This is a genomic window from Gordonia aquimaris, assembly GCF_026262595.1.
Taxonomy (GTDB): Bacteria; Actinomycetota; Actinomycetes; order Mycobacteriales; family Mycobacteriaceae; genus Gordonia; species Gordonia tangerina.
In genome coordinates this window covers 121,680-138,298 of record NZ_JAPKFM010000002.1, presented here as the reverse complement: position 1 = coordinate 138,298, position 16,619 = coordinate 121,680, and the positions used below count along the sequence as shown (strand labels likewise).

At 65.6% G+C, this 16,619-nt stretch carries 17 protein-coding genes; 4 read left to right on the top strand and 13 right to left on the bottom strand.

Annotation, left to right across the window (positions count from 1 at the left end; all coding sequences use genetic code 11):
• Positions 1 to 14 precede the first annotated feature (14 nt).
• Positions 15 to 446, bottom strand: coding sequence for a DUF427 domain-containing protein (locus tag OSB52_RS02545; RefSeq protein ID WP_372512301.1), 432 nt, complete (start codon positions 444 to 446; stop codon positions 15 to 17).
• A gap of 17 nt (positions 447 to 463) precedes the next feature.
• On the opposite strand from OSB52_RS02545, the gene OSB52_RS02540 reads away from it, so the two are divergent.
• The 3 genes from OSB52_RS02540 (at position 464) to OSB52_RS02530 (ending at position 3,055) form a co-directional block, all read left to right on the top strand.
• Positions 464 to 772, top strand: a complete 309-nt coding sequence (locus tag OSB52_RS02540) for an antibiotic biosynthesis monooxygenase family protein (protein WP_235726087.1) — start codon at positions 464 to 466, stop codon at positions 770 to 772.
• 144 nt (positions 773 to 916) lie between these two features.
• Positions 917 to 1,462: an LON peptidase substrate-binding domain-containing protein gene (locus OSB52_RS02535; protein WP_266060019.1), complete on the top strand. Its 546-nt coding sequence runs from the start codon at positions 917 to 919 to the stop codon at positions 1,460 to 1,462.
• Between the two features lie 90 nt (positions 1,463 to 1,552).
• Complete coding sequence (locus tag OSB52_RS02530) at positions 1,553 to 3,055, top strand: aldehyde dehydrogenase (protein WP_266060017.1); 1,503 nt, start codon at positions 1,553 to 1,555, stop codon at positions 3,053 to 3,055.
• A gap of 477 nt (positions 3,056 to 3,532) precedes the next feature.
• Here OSB52_RS02530 and OSB52_RS02525 read toward each other — a convergent pair whose 3' ends face one another.
• The 12 genes from OSB52_RS02525 to OSB52_RS02470 all read right to left on the bottom strand — a co-directional run bounded on the left by OSB52_RS02525 (position 3,533) and on the right by OSB52_RS02470 (position 15,260).
• Entirely contained in the window at positions 3,533 to 4,129 is a 597-nt protein-coding gene (locus OSB52_RS02525) for a hypothetical protein (RefSeq protein WP_266060015.1), read from the bottom strand.
• On the bottom strand, positions 4,129 to 4,992 hold the full coding sequence (locus OSB52_RS02520) for an Rv1363c family protein (protein ID WP_266060014.1): 864 nt from the start codon (positions 4,990 to 4,992) through the stop codon (positions 4,129 to 4,131). Before OSB52_RS02520 ends, OSB52_RS02525 begins: the two co-directional genes overlap by 1 nt.
• On the bottom strand, positions 4,956 to 6,380 hold the full coding sequence (locus OSB52_RS02515) for an MCE family protein (protein ID WP_266060013.1): 1,425 nt from the start codon (positions 6,378 to 6,380) through the stop codon (positions 4,956 to 4,958). The genes OSB52_RS02520 and OSB52_RS02515 overlap by 37 nt, the downstream gene beginning before the upstream one ends.
• On the bottom strand, positions 6,380 to 7,654 hold the full coding sequence (locus tag OSB52_RS02510) for an MlaD family protein (protein ID WP_266060011.1): 1,275 nt from the start codon (positions 7,652 to 7,654) through the stop codon (positions 6,380 to 6,382). The genes OSB52_RS02515 and OSB52_RS02510 overlap by 1 nt, the downstream gene beginning before the upstream one ends.
• On the bottom strand, positions 7,651 to 8,904 hold the full coding sequence (locus tag OSB52_RS02505) for an MCE family protein (protein WP_266060010.1): 1,254 nt from the start codon (positions 8,902 to 8,904) through the stop codon (positions 7,651 to 7,653). Before OSB52_RS02505 ends, OSB52_RS02510 begins: the two co-directional genes overlap by 4 nt.
• Positions 8,905 to 8,908: 4 nt before the next feature.
• Entirely contained in the window at positions 8,909 to 10,135 is a 1,227-nt protein-coding gene (locus tag OSB52_RS02500; protein WP_266060008.1) for an MCE family protein, read from the bottom strand.
• A complete protein-coding gene (locus OSB52_RS02495; RefSeq protein ID WP_266060007.1) occupies positions 10,132 to 11,190 on the bottom strand; it encodes an MCE family protein in 1,059 nt (352 codons plus the stop codon). The genes OSB52_RS02500 and OSB52_RS02495 overlap by 4 nt, the downstream gene beginning before the upstream one ends.
• On the bottom strand, positions 11,183 to 12,361 hold the full coding sequence (locus tag OSB52_RS02490) for an MCE family protein (protein ID WP_266060006.1): 1,179 nt from the start codon (positions 12,359 to 12,361) through the stop codon (positions 11,183 to 11,185). The genes OSB52_RS02495 and OSB52_RS02490 overlap by 8 nt, the downstream gene beginning before the upstream one ends.
• A 12-nt stretch (positions 12,362 to 12,373) precedes the next feature.
• Complete coding sequence (locus OSB52_RS02485; RefSeq protein ID WP_266060005.1) at positions 12,374 to 13,225, bottom strand: MlaE family ABC transporter permease; 852 nt, start codon at positions 13,223 to 13,225, stop codon at positions 12,374 to 12,376.
• Between the two features lie 3 nt (positions 13,226 to 13,228).
• Positions 13,229 to 13,969 (bottom strand): MlaE family ABC transporter permease, encoded by a 741-nt coding sequence (locus tag OSB52_RS02480; protein ID WP_268900602.1) that lies wholly within the window; start codon positions 13,967 to 13,969, stop codon positions 13,229 to 13,231.
• Positions 13,970 to 14,084: 115 nt separating this feature from the next.
• A complete protein-coding gene (locus OSB52_RS02475) occupies positions 14,085 to 14,975 on the bottom strand; it encodes a 3-oxoacyl-ACP reductase (protein WP_266060004.1) in 891 nt (296 codons plus the stop codon).
• 96 nt (positions 14,976 to 15,071) lie between these two features.
• Positions 15,072 to 15,260: a ferredoxin gene (locus OSB52_RS02470; RefSeq protein ID WP_266060003.1), complete on the bottom strand. Its 189-nt coding sequence runs from the start codon at positions 15,258 to 15,260 to the stop codon at positions 15,072 to 15,074.
• A 127-nt stretch (positions 15,261 to 15,387) separates the two neighbouring features.
• Here OSB52_RS02470 and OSB52_RS02465 point away from each other — a divergent pair, with 127 nt between their 5' ends.
• A complete protein-coding gene (locus OSB52_RS02465; protein ID WP_266060001.1) occupies positions 15,388 to 16,593 on the top strand; it encodes an acyl-CoA dehydrogenase family protein in 1,206 nt (401 codons plus the stop codon).
• Positions 16,594 to 16,619 lie beyond the last annotated feature (26 nt).

Below are 16,619 nucleotides of genomic sequence, written 5' to 3'. Positions count from 1 at the left end.
ATGGCAGCGACGAACTAGCCGGCCCGCGCGACGCCGGTGTCGATCTGCACCCGATCCGGGTAGAACGCGACGTGACCGCCGATGGTGGCGACCGCGTCGTAGGGATCGCGGTACACCCAGAGCGCATCTGGCAACACACCGCCGTCGACGACGAGGTCGTAGTAGTTCGCCTCCCCCTTGAACGGGCAGTAGGTGGTGGTCGCACTCTCACGCAGCATCGATGAATCCACGTCGGACAAGGGGAGGTAGACCACCGGCGGGTAGTGCGCCTCTCGCAGGATCAGCGCGGACACGGTATCGGCGACCACCGCGTCACCGGCGCGCACCACGACCCGCCCATCCGCGGGCGCCACGGTGATGGGATGCTCCGGACCCGGCGTCAATCGCTCCCGCGCCATCACGAACCTCCGCCTCCGATACGAACTGCTGATGACGTCCTCCAGCATGCCAGTAGGGTGTGGCCATGTCTGTTGTGAAGATCAACGCGATCTCGGTCCCCGAAGGCGCCGGCCCCGAACTCGAGAAGCGATTCGCCAATCGGGCTCATTCGGTCGACGGATCGAAGGGCTTCCTGGGATTCCAGCTGCTGCGTCCGGTCAAGGGCGACGACCGCTACTTCGTGGTCACGCACTGGGAGACCGAGGAGGACTTTCAGGCGTGGGCGTCCGGTCCCGCCCGCGAGGCACACTCCGGCGAGCGCGCCAAGCCCGTCGCCAGCGGGGCCGACCTGCTCGAGTTCGAGGTCGTGCTCGACGCCAAACCGTCGACCTGACGGTGGCGTCGAACCTCGCACACCGATGACGGCCGCCCTGTGACGCCGGAGGGTCCGCCGGTGACACCGATGTTCCCGCTGGGCACCGCGCTGATCCCCGGTGAACCGTTGCCGCTGAGGATCTTCGAGCCACGGTACCGGTAGATGCTCTCGGACTGCCTGGGTCGCGCCGAGCGGTCCGACGGTGCCGGGTTCTTCGGTGTGGTGTTGATCGCGCGCGGCCATGAGGTGGGTGGCGGCGACGTGCGCCACGAGGTCGGCACGTATGCGCGCATCGACAATGTGCTGCGGCAGGCCGATGGCCAGGCATCGCTGACCTGCACCGGAGCCGGGCGGTTCCGGGTGACCGAATGGCTGCCCGACGACCCTTATCCACGAGCCGTCACCGAGCGGCTGCCCGAACCCGCCATCACTGCCGACGATCACCCGCGCATCATCGACCTGCGGGACCGGCTGACCGACTTCGTCACCGAGGTCGCGCAGACACGGCCGGAGGCGGTCCCGGCGGGTCTGCCGCACTTCGACGTCGACGACGTCGTCGAGCACGGGTTGTTCGCCTGGACACTGCGGTTGCCGATCGGCCCGGCGGACCGACAGCGATTGCTCGAATGCGACACCGTCACGGCGCAACTCGCGGTGCTCGACGACGTCGTCGAGGGGTTGACCGCGATGATCCGCTTCGGTCGGTGACCGATGCGCTTGGGACGCCCCTGGCCACAAAGTTAGAACGTGTTCTAGTATCAGGTGTGGAGTAGTTCACACCGACTCAGGAGCACATCTATGACCGAGACCGTCGAGTCCCGTCCGGCATCCGCCCTTGTCGGCGCCGGCGACCAGCCGCAACTGTTCATCGGTGGCCAGTGGGTCGACCCGCATTCGACCGAGACGCTCGAGGTGTTCTCGCCTGCCACCGGCGAACGTGTCGGCTCGGTTCCGCTCGCCGACGAGACCGACGTCGACACCGCGGTCACCCGTGCGCGTACCGCCTTCGACTCGGGTGTCTGGAGCGCCACTGCACCCGCCGAACGCGCGGCCGTGCTCAATCGCGCCGCCGACCTGATCAACGAGCGGACCGGCGACATCACGAATCTGGTCTCGGCGGAAATGGGTGCCACTCCCACCGACGTCGCGACCCTGCAACAATTACCGGCGACCGGCGTGCTACAGGGTTACGCAGGCGCCGCAACCGATTTCCCGTGGGAGGAGACACGCACCGGCCTGTTCGGCGAGACCCTGGTGACGCGCGAGCCGGTCGGTGTCGTCGGCGCGATCATCGCGTGGAACGTGCCGCTGTTCCTGCTGTGCAACAAGTTCGGCCCGGCGCTGGCGGCGGGGTGCTCGATCGTGTTGAAACCGGCTCCGGAGACCCCGCTCAACGCGAACCTGCTGGCGCAGCTCTTCGTCGAAGCCGGTGTACCCGAAGGAGTGATATCGGTGGTGCCGGGCGGACCGGAGACCGGAAAAGCCCTCGTCGAGCATCCCGACGTCGACAAGATCACCTTCACCGGGTCGACGGCCGCCGGTCGCGCCATCGCCGCGCGCTGCGGCGAGAACCTCAAGCGTTGTTCGCTGGAGCTCGGCGGTAAGTCGGCGGCCATCGTCCTCGAGGATGTCGATCTCGCGGCCAACATTCACATGCTGGTGTTCTCCGCCGGCCTGATCAACGCCGGGCAGGCATGCGTCGCCCAGACCCGGGTGCTGGTGCCGCGGTCACGGCACGACGAGATCGTCGCCGCCATGGTGGACACCGCCAAGACGTTCACGCCGGGCCTTCCGACCGCCGAGGGCACGATGCTCGGCCCGATCATCACCGAAAAGCAACGCGACAAGGTGGAGGGCTACGTCGCCACCGGCAAAGCCGAAGGCGCGACCGCTGTTCTCGAGGGCACCCGCCCAGCGGGCCTGGAGAACGGCTTCTATGTGACTCCGACAATCTTCACCGGTGTCACCAACGACATGACGATCGCGCGTGAGGAGATCTTCGGCCCGGTCATCAGTGTGATCGCCTACGACGACGTCGACGAGGCGATCGCCATCGCCAACGACTCCGACTACGGTCTGGCCGGTTCGATCTGGACAGCGGATGTGGAGCGTGGCGTGCAGGTGGCCAAGCAGATCCGCACCGGAACGCTCGGGATCAACTGGTATGCCATCGATCCCGCGTCACCGTTCGGCGGCTACAAGAACTCCGGGATCGGCCGGGAGAACGGCCGCGAAGGCCTCGAGTCCTACCTGGAACACAAGTCCATCCTCATGCCGATGGGTTACACCTCGCAAGCCTGATCTCTCACAGGGGATACCGGGGTCGGCGGCCACAAGGTCGTCGACCCCGGTTCTGTGTTGTGCTGCGGAACCCCGGTGGTCGAGTAGCGGCGAACGCTACCCCGGTGGTCGAGTAGCAGCGAACGGAGTGAGTCGCGTATCGAGACCACCTCACGAGGTCTCGATACGACCTCGGCTAGCGCCTCGGCCTACTCGACCACCAGAAAACCACGAACACACAACCCGATGGTCGAGTAGCAGCGAACGGAGTGAGTCGCGTATCGAGACCACCTCACGAGGTCTCGATACGACCTCGGCTAGCGCCTCGGCCTACTCGACCACCAGAAAACCACGAACACACAACCCGGTGGTCGAGTAGCGGCGAACGGAGTGAGTCGCGTATCGAGACCACCTCACGTGACCTCGATACGACCTCGGCTAGCGCGTCGGCCTACTCGACCACCGGTGGTCGCGAGAACCACGTCATACACGAAAAGGTCAGCCCGCCGGCGTCGGCGATGTAGGCGCACTCGGGGCCGGCAACGGGACCGCACCCGGCGGTGGCGTGTCGGTCTGCTCGATCCGGCTGCGGAACGAATCGTCGGTGATCACGTCGATCCCGGTGATCATCCATCGGCCGTCCTGTTCGACCATGTCGAAGGTCAGACGGCTGGGATCGACTCGCACGAGCTCTTTTCCGCCGCGCGTCACCGACTGGTTCATGAAGATCAGCACCTGCGACGTGTCGGCGGTGTTGGTCACCACCCCGGCGTCTTGGATCGTCACCTCGGACACGACCAACTGCTTCTGCACCTCCGACACCAGGTTGTTCTTGGTCACCAGGTCTTCGTACGTCGGTTTGGCTGCTCCGGTGAGCACCTGTTTCGACTGCGCGACATGCTCTTCGACGTTATCGGGGGTGTAGCCGAACATGGTCGTCGCATATCCCTTCGCGGCCGCCAAGGAGGAATCACGCGCCTGCTCGGAGAGCCGCGATTCGTTGTAGCGATAACCCAGAAAGCCTGCGACACAGACACATGCGACGGTGACCACGACGGCGGCCGCCACGAGCAATCTACGTGTGGTGAGCTGCATCAGGTCACCCACTCGAAATTCGTCATCTTCAGTTCATCGTTGATCCGCGTGATCTGCACGCGCCAGCGGAAGGTCTGCACGATGGTCTGCTCGTCGGGTTTCTCCGGCTTCATCTGCCAGCCGTACACCAGGATGACGGTGCCCTCGTCGGCGGTCGCCTGTGTCACGGCGTCGGAGATCACGGTGGACTTGGTGTCGAGATTCTGATCCCGCACCAGGCTCACCGCCTGCTTCATCGAGTCCTGCATCTGCTGATGCGCGCGGCCACTGGTCTTGTCCTCCAACGTCGCCATCGCGTCGTCGACGTTGTCGGCGTTGAGCGACGTCAGATTCACCACCATCTGTTGGGCGAACGTCGAGTACTCCTGGCGCAGTTCCTGTTCGTCGGTGATCCGGCCGATGCCGACGGCAAACACCACCGCTGCGACCACACTCGCCACGAGGACCACCACACCCACCGCGCCACCGACAATCCAGCCACGCGAACGCCGGGCACCGCGATAGCGCACGCTGTCGGTCGTGCTCGGCGCTGCCGGGCGGGTGGTCGAGCGTCGCCGTTTGCGCCGTGCCCGATAGCCGAGACGCTGTTCGACCTCGGTCGGGTCGGCCTCGATGTCACCGGCGCCGCGGTCAGTGAATTCGTCGGCCGGCCCTTCGTGACGCTCGCGAGCTCGCTCCTCAGGGACCAGAGGGCCACTTTCGCGCTCATCGGGAGACGGGGGTGGGCTCTCGCCGCCGACGTCGGGTTTCGTCTCTCGGGCGCCCGGCCGCCGGGGCCGCCGCAGCGGTGCGCGACGCACCGGCCCGGTCTGCCCGGCCGGCGGGGTCAGCCCTCGACGGTCTTCGTTATCAGGCTCTGCCATGTGCTGTCTTGTCCTTGCGAATTCTGTCCGGTACCGGCGTTGTAGGTCTTTCCGTCCGGTCCGATGAAATCTCCTGTCTCGGGATCGTAACTGGTGGCATAGACGGCCGGCCCGGGCTCGTGGTCGGCCGGTGTCCCCGGCGTGGTGTAACCGGCCGGTTCGTTGGGCAGCCGAACACCGGGCAATCCGTTCGGGAAGGCATCATTCGTGCCGGCTTCCGGCTTGTAGCCGGTCCGACACTCCTCCGGGGTCGGTGCCCGTCGCCCGGGGAACTCCACACACGGATAGTTGCGCGCGCCGCGCACCGCCACCTGCGCGTCCTGCGGCACCCGGCACAGCATGCCCGGCGGGAGCTCCCGCGCCGTCTGCGCGGACGGGAATCGCCAGTCCGAGCGCGGCAGGAAGCCGACCGTGCACGCCGGCGGATCCTGGAAGCCGAGTGAGAACATCACGCTCGGGCCGTATCGCGGATCACCGGCGTTGAGCGAGGTGAGCAGGGCGTCGATGAGCCGCGGATAGATGACGAGGATCTGCTGGAGGTTGGGCAGATACACCGCCAGAGTCTTCGACGCCACACCCAGATTCGAGATCAGCAGCGGGAGCGTCTGGTCCATCGAGGCGAACAGCTGCTCGGTTTGCGACGCCGTCGTCGGCCCCTTCTCGAGCAGATCGGTGATCTCCGGGTTGTTGGCGCGCAGCTGATCGGTGACGGCGGTGACATCGGCGGTCCACGAGCGGATGTCGTCTGCGGTCGCCGACTGCGTCGCCAACAGTGGGCCCGCCTGCCGGACCAGGTCGATGGTCACATCGGAGTTCTTGTCCGCGTCGTCGACCAACAGGATCATCGAGTCGAGCAGCCGTCGCAGATCCTCGGCCGTGCCGTTGAAGGCGGTGAACGCCTCGTCCATCAGTGCGCGCAGTTTGGTGTCCCCGACCTTGTCGAGCAGCGCATTGGCCTGATCGAGTACCGACGAGATCTCCACCGGCACGTCGTCGCTGGTGACAACAGACCCGTCGTGAAGGTTTCCACTCGGTCCGTCGTCTCGCGGCGTGAACTCCACGTACTGCTCGCCGACGGCCGACACACTGCGCACCGATGCCTGCGACGACGCCGGGACCTTGGTGTCACTGTCGATCGACAGTGTCGCCTGCACACCGTTCTCGGTGAGCCGCACCGACTCCACCTTGCCCACGTTGACGCCGCGGTAGCTGACATTCGCGTTCTGATACAGGCCACCGGTGCTGGGCAGGTTGAGTTCCACCTGATAGCGCCCGACGCCGACCATCGACGGAATCCGCACGTAGTAGATCGCCATCGCGACCATCGCCACCACGGTGACGACCGCGAAGATGATCAGCTGGATGCGGACGAACCGCGTGATCTTCATCAGTTGCCACCTCCCGATCCACGCTGGGGTGTCGTTGCGCTGGGCGTGGCGGCCGGCGCGGGAACGGGCTCGTCAGAGTCCGGACGTCGCTCCCCGCCCGGGGTCAGCGGTGAGGTGAACGGGTCCAGCCCGCGCTTGGCGGCCCCGGCGGGTGTGCCGGCGACGGCCTCGGGTCCGACGGCGCCGACCGACCGGAAGATCGTGTTGTTGAGACTCTCGAAGGTCAGGTCCAGCACCAGATCCGAGTTCACGTAGTCGCCCTTGACGATCGTGGGGATGGCTTCCTCCAGGAACGGGAAGGTCAGCAGGATCTTCAACGACCCGGGCAGTGCCGGGCCTGCGGCGGCCGTCTGCTCGAGCACCCGGTCCAGATTCGCGACGATGGTCTCGATGTCGTCGGAGTTGGCGTCGAGCACGTCGTTGGTGGTCTTCGACAGCCGGCCCAGCGAATCGAGTGCGGTGACGAACTGCTGTCGCTGATCATTGAGCAGCGACAGAATCGCCGGGGCATCCGCAAGCGCCTTCTCCACCGTCGGGGTCTGTTCGTTGATCGCGGCGGTCATCCGGTCGAGGCCTTCCATCGCCCGGATGATGTTGCCTCGCTGCCGATTCAGGTCGGCGACGAGCACATTCAGCCGCGGCACGAGGGCGCGGATCTGCTCCTGCCGACCACCGAAGATGGCATCCATCTCGTGCACGACGTCGCCGAACTGCGAGAGCCCACCACCGTTGAGCACCACCGACAGCGAGCTCAGCACCTGCTCGGTGGTCGGATAGGAACACCCTGGCACCTGCTGTGCGGAGTTGATGTCGGGCTCCGGCGGGGCGGTCGTCGGCGCCGCGATGTTCGGTGACTCCGGGCAGGCCGGCAGCGGGATCTGGTCCCCCGGCGCCATATACCCGTCATAAGAGTCGGGTTCGACGATCTGCAGGTGGGTCGAACCCAGGACGCTGGTCATCCCGACCATCACATGTGAACCCTGGGGTATCCGCACACCTTTGTCGAGACGGATGTCGAGCTCGGCATTCCAATCCCGCACCTCGATGTCACCGACAGAGCCGACGGTGACGTCGTCGATCATCACCGGCGCGTTGCTCACCAGCCCGGCGGCGTTGGGCAGCACAGCGCTGATCTGGTAAGCGCCGTTGCCGGTTCCCTGCGCGCCCGGTACCGGCAGGCTGTTGAGCCCGGAGAATCCGCACGCGGTGGCGGCCACGATCACCGTGGCGAACACCACCAGCAGGCGCACCTGCCGCATCATCGACCCGGTCATCCCTCGGCTCCCCACGGGACGAGAAGATCACCGAGGGCACCGCCGCCGTTGTCTCGTCGCGTCTGGGCGTCCTGTGCCCGGACCCCGGCCTGGGCGCGCGCTTTCACACTCGCGTTCTGGTAGGTGATCTGATCGGGAGTGGCGTTGATGCCGGTGACCGGGTTGGTCATGAACGGTGGGTAGGCCACGGCGATGGTCGACAGCATCGGCGCGAGCACATCCACACAATGTTCGACGTCGGCCTGACTCTGGCCCGGCCGGTTGTTGGCGTCCATGGTGCCGCACAGCAGCGTGATGAGGTTGTGGCCCATGCCGAGACCGAACACACCCGAGAGCGATCCGGTCAGCGGGTTGTAGATGTTGTAGAAGTTGGCGAGCTGGTTGGGTGCTGAATGCAGCAGGCCCCGCAGCTGTTCGTCCTTGTCGGCCAGGATCGAGGTCGTCTGGGCGAGATCGGACACCGACGTCGTCAACGCATCCTTGTTCTGCGCGATGAAGCCCTGGATGTCGGTCATCGCCGAGTCGAGGTTGTGCAGCGCACCGTCGAGCGCATCGGTGTTGTCGGCCAACACATCACTGACCGAGGCGATGCGCCCGTTGAACTGCACGAGCTGTTCGTGGCTGTCCGACAGCGCATCGGTGAGTTTCTGCAGACTGCGGATGGTCGCGAACAGGTCTCCGCGTCCGGCGGCGAGAGTGTCCATCACGTCCGACAATTCGGTGATCGACTGGTTGATCGCGGCGCCGTTGCCGTTGAGATTCTGTTCGAACACGTCGATGGCGGTGGCGGCGGTGCCCGGTTCGGCTCCCTGCGGACCGACCGCCTCGGTCAGCTCACCGAGTTGCTTTTTCACGTCGTCCCACTCCATCGGGACGGCGGTGCGTTTCATCGGGATGGCGTCGCCGTCGTTGAGCTGGGGGCCCTCGGAGTACACCGGGGTCAGCTGGATGAAACGTCCGGAGACCAGGCTCTGAGCCACCACGACCGCCTTGGCGTCCGCCGGGATCGGGGTGTCATGGTCAATCGACATCTGCACCCGCACATCGCCTTCGCGGGGTGTGATGGAGGTGACGCTGCCGACGTCGACGCCGAGCACCCGCACCGGATCTCCGTTGTAGAGGCCGGTGGCCGATGGGAAGTAGGCGGTCACCGACTTCGTCGTCGCCTTGGTGAAGCCGAGGTAGGCGGCGACCGCGACGAGCGCGATGAGCACGACGCCGGCGACAACCTGGAGGACACGTTTGGTCATCGCGCTAGCCTCCTGATCTCGAACTCGTCGGCGGTGGTGTCGGATAGGTCGCGGGCGGGGGCTTGGGCGATTCTGGCCGACTGCCGGCCGGTGGCGCTTCGCTCCAGGCGTTCGGCAGCAGCGGGAATCCGCTGTAGCTGAACGCCTTCGCCGCCTCCGGGTATTTCTGTTGCAGCACCTTGAGGAAGGTTGCGGTGTAGTCGCCGAAGGTTGACACACCTACCAGAGAGTCGAAGTTCGGGCCGTTGGCGACGGCTTCACCCAGCGCGTTCGCGTACGGTCCGATCCGGTCGATGGTCTCGCGCAGGCTCTGCTCGTTGTCGTTCAGGATGTCGAGCACACCGTCGAGTTTCTCCAGCGTGGGCGTCAGCTGTTCGTTGTTGTCGGCGATGAATCCGCTGATCTGCGCGGACACGTCGCGGGCGCCGGTGATCAGTTCGGCGATCGCCGCACGACGCATCTGTAGCTCGCCGAGCAATGAATTCGTATCCACCAGAAGCGAGTTGATCTGTTGGTTGCGGTCGCCGAGGATCTTGGTCACGCCATTGGCCTTGGCGAGCAGTTCGCGCAGGGTGTTATCGCGGTCGGCGATCGCCTTCGACAACCGCCCCACTCCGTCGACCGCGTCCTGCACCTGGTCGGGGGTCTCGGCGAACGCCGCCGACACTGTGGTCAGCGCCTCGTTGAGTTGGTCGGTGTCGGTCTCCGACAGCGTGGTGGTGGCGTCGTCGAGGGCATCGGTGAGCGAATAGGGTGCGACGGTGTTGCCGTTCGGGATTTCTCCACCGGGTTCGATCCGGCCGGTACCGTGCGGCAGGATGGTCAGATTCCGCCGACCGAGCACCGTCTCGGTCTTGATGGCCGCCTGCGTCTCGGTGCCCAGGACCACGGTGTCGTTCAGCCGGAACGTCACCGCCGCCTTGGTGCCGTCGTCGGTCGGAGCGAGTTCGATGTTCTGCACGGTGCCCACGTTGACGCCCGCGACCGTCACGATGTCACCGGTGACCAGGCCGCCGGCGTCGTCGAAATAGGCGGTGTAGGAACTGATCGGGCGGAGATAGGGCAGGTTGTCCATCTGCATCGCGACCACCACGACGAGAGTGGTCACCACCACGCCGATGACGCCGATACCGGCGCGGCTGCGTCCGCCACGTTTGGCCTCGCGGGAGACCTCGGCCTCCGTCGACTCGCTGCGCTGGCTGCTGAAGAGCCTGCCGAACGGTCCGGTCATTGCGCCGCGCACCTCCCGCCTGCCTTGGTCGTGTCCCCCATCACGTCGTTGGACGTGAAGAAGTACTGTTTGCCGCCGGGACCGGTGAGCAGCAACCGGATTCGGCAGAAGTAGATTTGCAACCAGGCGCCGTAGGAGCCCAGGTTGGACAGCATCTTGTAGTCGTTGGGCAACCGTGGGATCAGCGACCGCAGATACGGTTCGGCGTTGAGCAGTTCCTGCGATGTGCTGCCGGTGTTGGCGACCATCTGCTGGAGGTCGGGCCGGGTGGTCTGCAGCAGGTCGGCCAGACCGTTGGTCACCTTCGACGTCTGGGTCAGCGAGTTCCCGATGACCCCGCGCTGTTCGGCGAGCCCCGAGGCCAACTGCTGCAGTTGATCGATACTGCTGTCGAGGCCGGTCCGGTCACCGTCGAGGGTGCTCAGGGTGGTGTTGAGGTTGTCGATGACCTGATCGATCAATTGGTCGCGGTCGGCGAGCGCGCCGGTGAACGACGCGGTGTCGGCCAGCAACTTGTTCAACGCCGGGCCTTGCCCCTGGAACACCGCCACGATCGAGGCCGACAACTCGTTGACCTCATCGGGATCGAGGGTGCGGAACAACGGTTTGAAACCGCCGAGGAGTTTGTCGAGATCCAACGCCGGCTCGGTCTGATCGACCGGGATCTGTTCACCGGGCGACAGGTACTCACCGGCGGCCCCACTGCCCTGTTCGAGCTCCAGATACCGGTCGCCGGTGAGGTTCTCGTAGCGGATCAGCGCGCGCACCGACGACGGGAGTCGGTACTCGCGGTCCACCGAGAACTCCACCTCGGCATCGTTGTCGCGGGTCAGTGACACCCCCGACACCTGGCCGACCTCCACCCCGGCGATCTTGACCTTGCTGCCGGATTTCATCGCCGAGGCACTGGTGAACACTGCCCGGTAGTCGTCGGACTTGCCGGACCGATAGTTGCTGAAGACCACCACGAGCCCGACAAACACCAGGACCATGACGATGGCGAACGCACCAAGCTTGATGACGGTCGCGCGAAACGCGCGCGCACGATTATCCACGCCCTGGCTCCCCGAACAGCAGTTGGAACAATTTCTCGCGGTTGGCTTTCGGTTTGGTCCGGGGCTGATACGGCACCGGCGCGTTGTCGGTCACATAGAAGTCGGAGTGCACCTTGGTGGTCGGGTCGCTCAAGCCGCCCGCACACGTCGGCGGACCCGCCGCATCGACGCGGGGCAGACTCTCCGGGTAGGTGTAGGGCTCCTTGCCGGGCAACAGACCGGCGTACAGCAACAGGTTGCCGTTCTTGCCGCCGAAGTAGGGCTTGGCCAGGTCCGCCGACACCGCCGACGTGGTCAGAAAACACTCGACACCCGGTGACTGATAGCCCAACAGTTGCGACACCGGGTCCAGGTTGGTGAGTGCGGAGATCAGCGTCTGCTTCGACGGCGCGAGTTCGCCGTTGATGGTGTCGGCCATCCCGGTCGCGTTGATGAGCAGTGCATCGAGATTGGCGGAGTTGGCGACCAGGGTGTTGCCCAGGTAGGTCACGTTGTCGACGGTGCGCATCAGGTCGGGCATCGCGTCGGCGTACACATTGGTGGTGGCCGCGGTCTGCCGGATCAGCTCGTTGAGTTCGGGTAGCTCTTTGTTGGTCTTGGCCAGCAGGTTCGACAGCTGCTCGAGCGCCGCCCCCACCTCGTCGCCGTGCCCGGCCAATGCGGTGTTGACCGCACCGACAACGGAGTTGAGCTTCTCCGGCTGCAGCTCGGCGAGCACGTTCACCAGCTGTTGGTACACGGTGTTGAGTTCCACCACGACGTGGTCGGCGGTGATGGTCTGATCGGGTTGGAGCCGACCACTCGGCCCCGACTCCGGCACCACCAGATTGACCGCCTTGGCACCGAACACCGTGTTGGACTTGATGTCGGCACCAACATTGCCGGGGATCTGCGCCATCTGGTCGGAGTCGATGCTCAACGTCAGGACTGCCTCGTCCCCGCCGGTGTCGATCGAGTCCACGCGGCCGACCGGCACCCCACGCAGCCGCACCTTGGCGTCGGGGCTCATCACCAGTCCGGCCCGCGGCGCCTGCACCGTCACCGTCTGCGTGGAACCGAACCAGCCGAGGAACTGTCCCGACGCGGCCGCGATGATCGCGACGAGTCCGCCGACCATGATGACCGCGGCGGTACGCCGAACACCTCTGCTGCGTTCTTGTCGTCGTGCCATGTCTGTTCGGCCCTATCCCGCCAGGTTGAACTTGCCGTCGACGCCGTAGATGGCGAGCGAGGTGAGCAGGGTGATCACCACGACCACGACCAGCGAGGCGCGCACGGCGTTGCCGACCGCCACACCCACACCCACCGGGCCGCCCGACGCGTTGTAGCCGTAATAGGTGTGGATGAGCATCACCGCGACCGCCATGCAGATGGCCTGCACGAACGACCACAGGATGTCCGACGGGATCAGAAAGGTGTTGAAGTAGTGGTCGTAGACGCCGGGCGACTGACCGTAGAGGAACACCGTCGCGAACCGGCTGGCCAGAAACGACGCCAGCGAGGCCAATGAGTACAACGGGATGATCGCGATCAGCCCCGCCACGATCCGGGTGCTGACCAGGTATGGGATGGACGAGATCGCCATCGTCTCGAGCGCGTCGATCTCTTCACTGACCCGCATCGCGCCGAGCTGCGCGGTCGCGCCGGCGCCGATGGTGGCGGCCAGGGCGATACCAGCGATCACCGGCACCGCGATGCGGACGTTGATGAACGCGGAGAAGAAGCCGGTGAGCGCCTCGACGCCGATGTTGGCCAGCGAACTGTAGCCCTGCACGGCGATGGTGCCGCCGGTGAACAGCGTCAAGAAGCCGACCACCACCACGGTGCCGCCGATCATCGCCAGCGCGCCGGTGCCCATGGAGATCTCGGCAATCAGCCGCAATGTCTCCTTCTTGTACTGCTTGAGCGCGCGCGGGATCGCGATGATGCTGTCCCAGTAGAACAGTGCCTGATCGCCGATCTGGTCCCAGTCCTCGCCGGCGCGTTTGACCGCAACGCGGGCACTGCGCAGGCGGGTGGTGAACGGAAGAACCATCGCTCAGCCCGCCGTCGCCTTGAGACCGACCGCGGTGACCACCACGTTCACCACGAACAGCGCCATGAACGAATAAACGACGGTCTCGTTGACCGCGTCGCCCACCCCCTTGGCGCCGCCTTTGACGTTGAGGCCCTGATAGCAGCCGACCATCCCGGCGAACAGACCGAACAGCGCGGCCTTCACCATCGAGATCATCAGTTCACCGAAGCCCGTGAGCAACGTCAGGTTCGCGATGAACGCACCCGGGTTCACATCCTGCAGGAACACCGAGAACATGAACCCGCCGCCGATGCCGATGGTGCAGACCAGACTGTTGAGCAGGATCGCGACGCCGGTCGAGGCGATGATGCGCGGGACGACGAGTCGGTGGATCGGGTTGATGCCGAGCACCTTCATCGCGTCGATCTCTTCACGGATCGTGCGCGCGCCGAGGTCGGCGCAGATCGCGGTGGCACCGGCACCGGCGACGATGAGCACGGTGACGATCGGTCCGATCTGGGTGATGGTGCCCAAGGCGGCACCTGCCCCCGACAAGTCCTGGGCGCCGATCTCGCGCAGGAGAATGTTCAGGGTGAAGCTGACGAGCACCGTGAACGGGATGGCGACCAGCAGCGTCGGCACCATCGAGACCCGCGCGATGGCCCAGGACTGCTCGACCGTCTCACGCCACTGGAACGGACGCCGTAGCAGCTCCCGAGACGATTCCACCCCCAGCGCGACGAAGTCTCCAACGCCTGCCATGGGCGTCGCGAGCTTCTCGAACACCAACACTCCTATCCCCCCGGGTTGCTACCCGCCGAAAGTGCCCGCCCCGTCGAACACCGCGAACCTATCACGCACTGCGCGAGATAATTGGTCAGTCGACCAGTTCACTCGCCGAGAACGACCGTGCCGCGTCTCGACCGGAAAAGTAGCTGGTCAGAGTCTTGGTCAGGTCGGCGTCATCCCACGCATCACCGACCGCGCTGAAGGTCTCCTCGACCGTCGGGGCGGCCATCAACATCACCTTGCCGCCATAGACGACGAAGACCTGCCCGCTGATGTTGGCGGCGTCGGGCCCGGCCAGATATTTCACCAAGGTGACGACGTGCTCGGGTCCGAGTGGGTCGACCCCGTCGGCCGGGGCGTCGCCGAACACATCCGACGTCATCGACGTCCGGGCGCGCGGGCAGATGGCGTTGGCCGTGACCCCGTAGCGGGCCAATGCCCGCGAGGCGGAGACGGTCAGCGCGATGATGCCGGACTTGGCGGCGGCGTAGTTCGCCTGCCCGCCCGGGCCGAGCAGACCGGCCTCGGATGCGGTGTTGATCAGCCGACCGTAGACCGGCGCACCGGACGCCTTGGAGGCGCTGCGCCAGTGGCTTGCGGCGTTGCGGTTGAGCAGGAAATGCCCCCGCAGGTGCACCCGGATCACCAGGTCCCACTCGTCGTCGGTCATGTTGAAGAGCATCTTGTCGCGAGTGATGCCCGCGTTGCTCATGACGATGTCGAGACCGCCGAGGTCACCGGTGGCGGTGCGCATGATCTCGGTGGCGGTCGCCGAGTCGGCGATGTCACCGGTCACCGGAACCGCGCGTCCACCGGCAGAGCCGATCACGTCGATCACGTCGCTGGCGTCCAGCGACGCGGCGAGATCGTTGACGATCACCGTCGCCCCCTCGGCGGCGAGGCCGATGGCCTCCGCGCGCCCGAGTCCGCCACCGGCACCCGTCACCACCGCCACACGTCCGTCCAACGACCGGCTCACGCCTCACCCTTTCCCCAAAGGTTTCTTAAACTAGAACCTGTTCTAGCACGAACGCGTGGCAACCGGAACCGGTTGGTCAGAATTGCCCAGCCGAACTCATTCGAGCGACAGTGCGGACTTGGGGCAGCTGGCCACCACCTGGCGCATCTCCTCCTCACGCTCGGGCGTGACTTCTTCCTTGAGAATCACCAGGTAGTCGTTGTCATCGAGATCGAAGACGTCCGGCGCCATACCCACACACACGGCGTTGGACTCACACAGGTCGAAATCTGCCTTGATTCGCATACTGAACTCCTTCTCCCGACTCTTCGTCTGGTTGACGGGTTGTGATCTACAGGTTAGAACGTGTTTCAGAAGTTGGCGAGCATGTGCCCGCCGCCACACGGCTGTCCACTATGACACGGAGACCCCGATGCGTATCGCCTACACCGATCAACAGGCCGACCTCCGCCGGGAGCTCCGGTCATATTTTGCCGGATTGATGACCGACGAACGCCGCGCCGCGCTCAGCGGGGGCGACGGCGGTGAACTCGGTGAGGGCGACGCCTATCGCGACGTGGTCGCCCAGATGGGCGCCGACGGCTGGCTCGCGCTGGGATGGCCCACCGAGTACGGCGGGCAGAACCGCTCGATGATGGATCAACTGATCTTCACCGACGAGGCCGCGATCGCTGGTGCGCCGGTGCCCTTCCTGACCATCAACTCGGTGGCGCCGACCATCATGCACTACGGCACCGAGGAGCAGAAGGCATTCTTCCTGCCGAAGATCGCCGCAGGTCAGCTGCACTTCTCCATCGGCTATTCGGAGCCAGGCGCGGGCACTGACCTCGCCGCGCTGCGTACGACGGCGATCCGTGATGGTGATGACTACGTCATCAACGGACAGAAGATGTGGACGAGTCTGGTCCCCTACGCCGACTACATCTGGCTGGCCTGCCGCACCGATCCCGCCACCCTGGAGCCCGGCGGAAAGAAACACAAGGGGATCTCGATGATCATCGTCCCCACCACCGCCGAGGGGTTCAGCTACACGCCGGTGCACACGATGTCGGGCGTGGACACCAGCGCCACGTACTACCAGGACGTGCGGGTGCCCACGAGCGCCCGCGTCGGCGACGAGGGCGGCGGCTGGCCGCTCGTGACCAACCAGCTCAACCACGAACGTGTCGCGTTGTGTAGCGCCGCACCGATCCAGACCGCGCTACGCGAGACCATCGAGTGGGCTCAGCACACCAAGACCGGCGACGGTCAGCGCGTGATCGACTCGCCGTGGGTGCAGACCAACCTCGCGCGGGTGCACGCCAAGGTGGAGTTCCTCAAGCTCATCAACTGGAAGATCGCCTCCATCGCCGCCTCCGGCGGGTCGCCGAGTCCCGCCGACGCGTCGGCGACCAAGGTGTTCGGCACCGAGTTCGCCACCGAGGCCTATCGACTGCTGATGGAGGTGGTCGGGCCCGCGGCCACCCTGCGTCAGGGGTCCGCGGGCGCTCACCTCAACGGCCGCCTCGAACGCTTCCAGCGCACCTCGCTCATCCTCACCTTCGGCGGCGGCACCAACGAGATCCAGCGCGACATCATCGGGATGCTCGCCCTGGGCCTCCCCGCCGCTCGGCGCTGAACTCACCCTCCCGAAAGAAGGCCCCC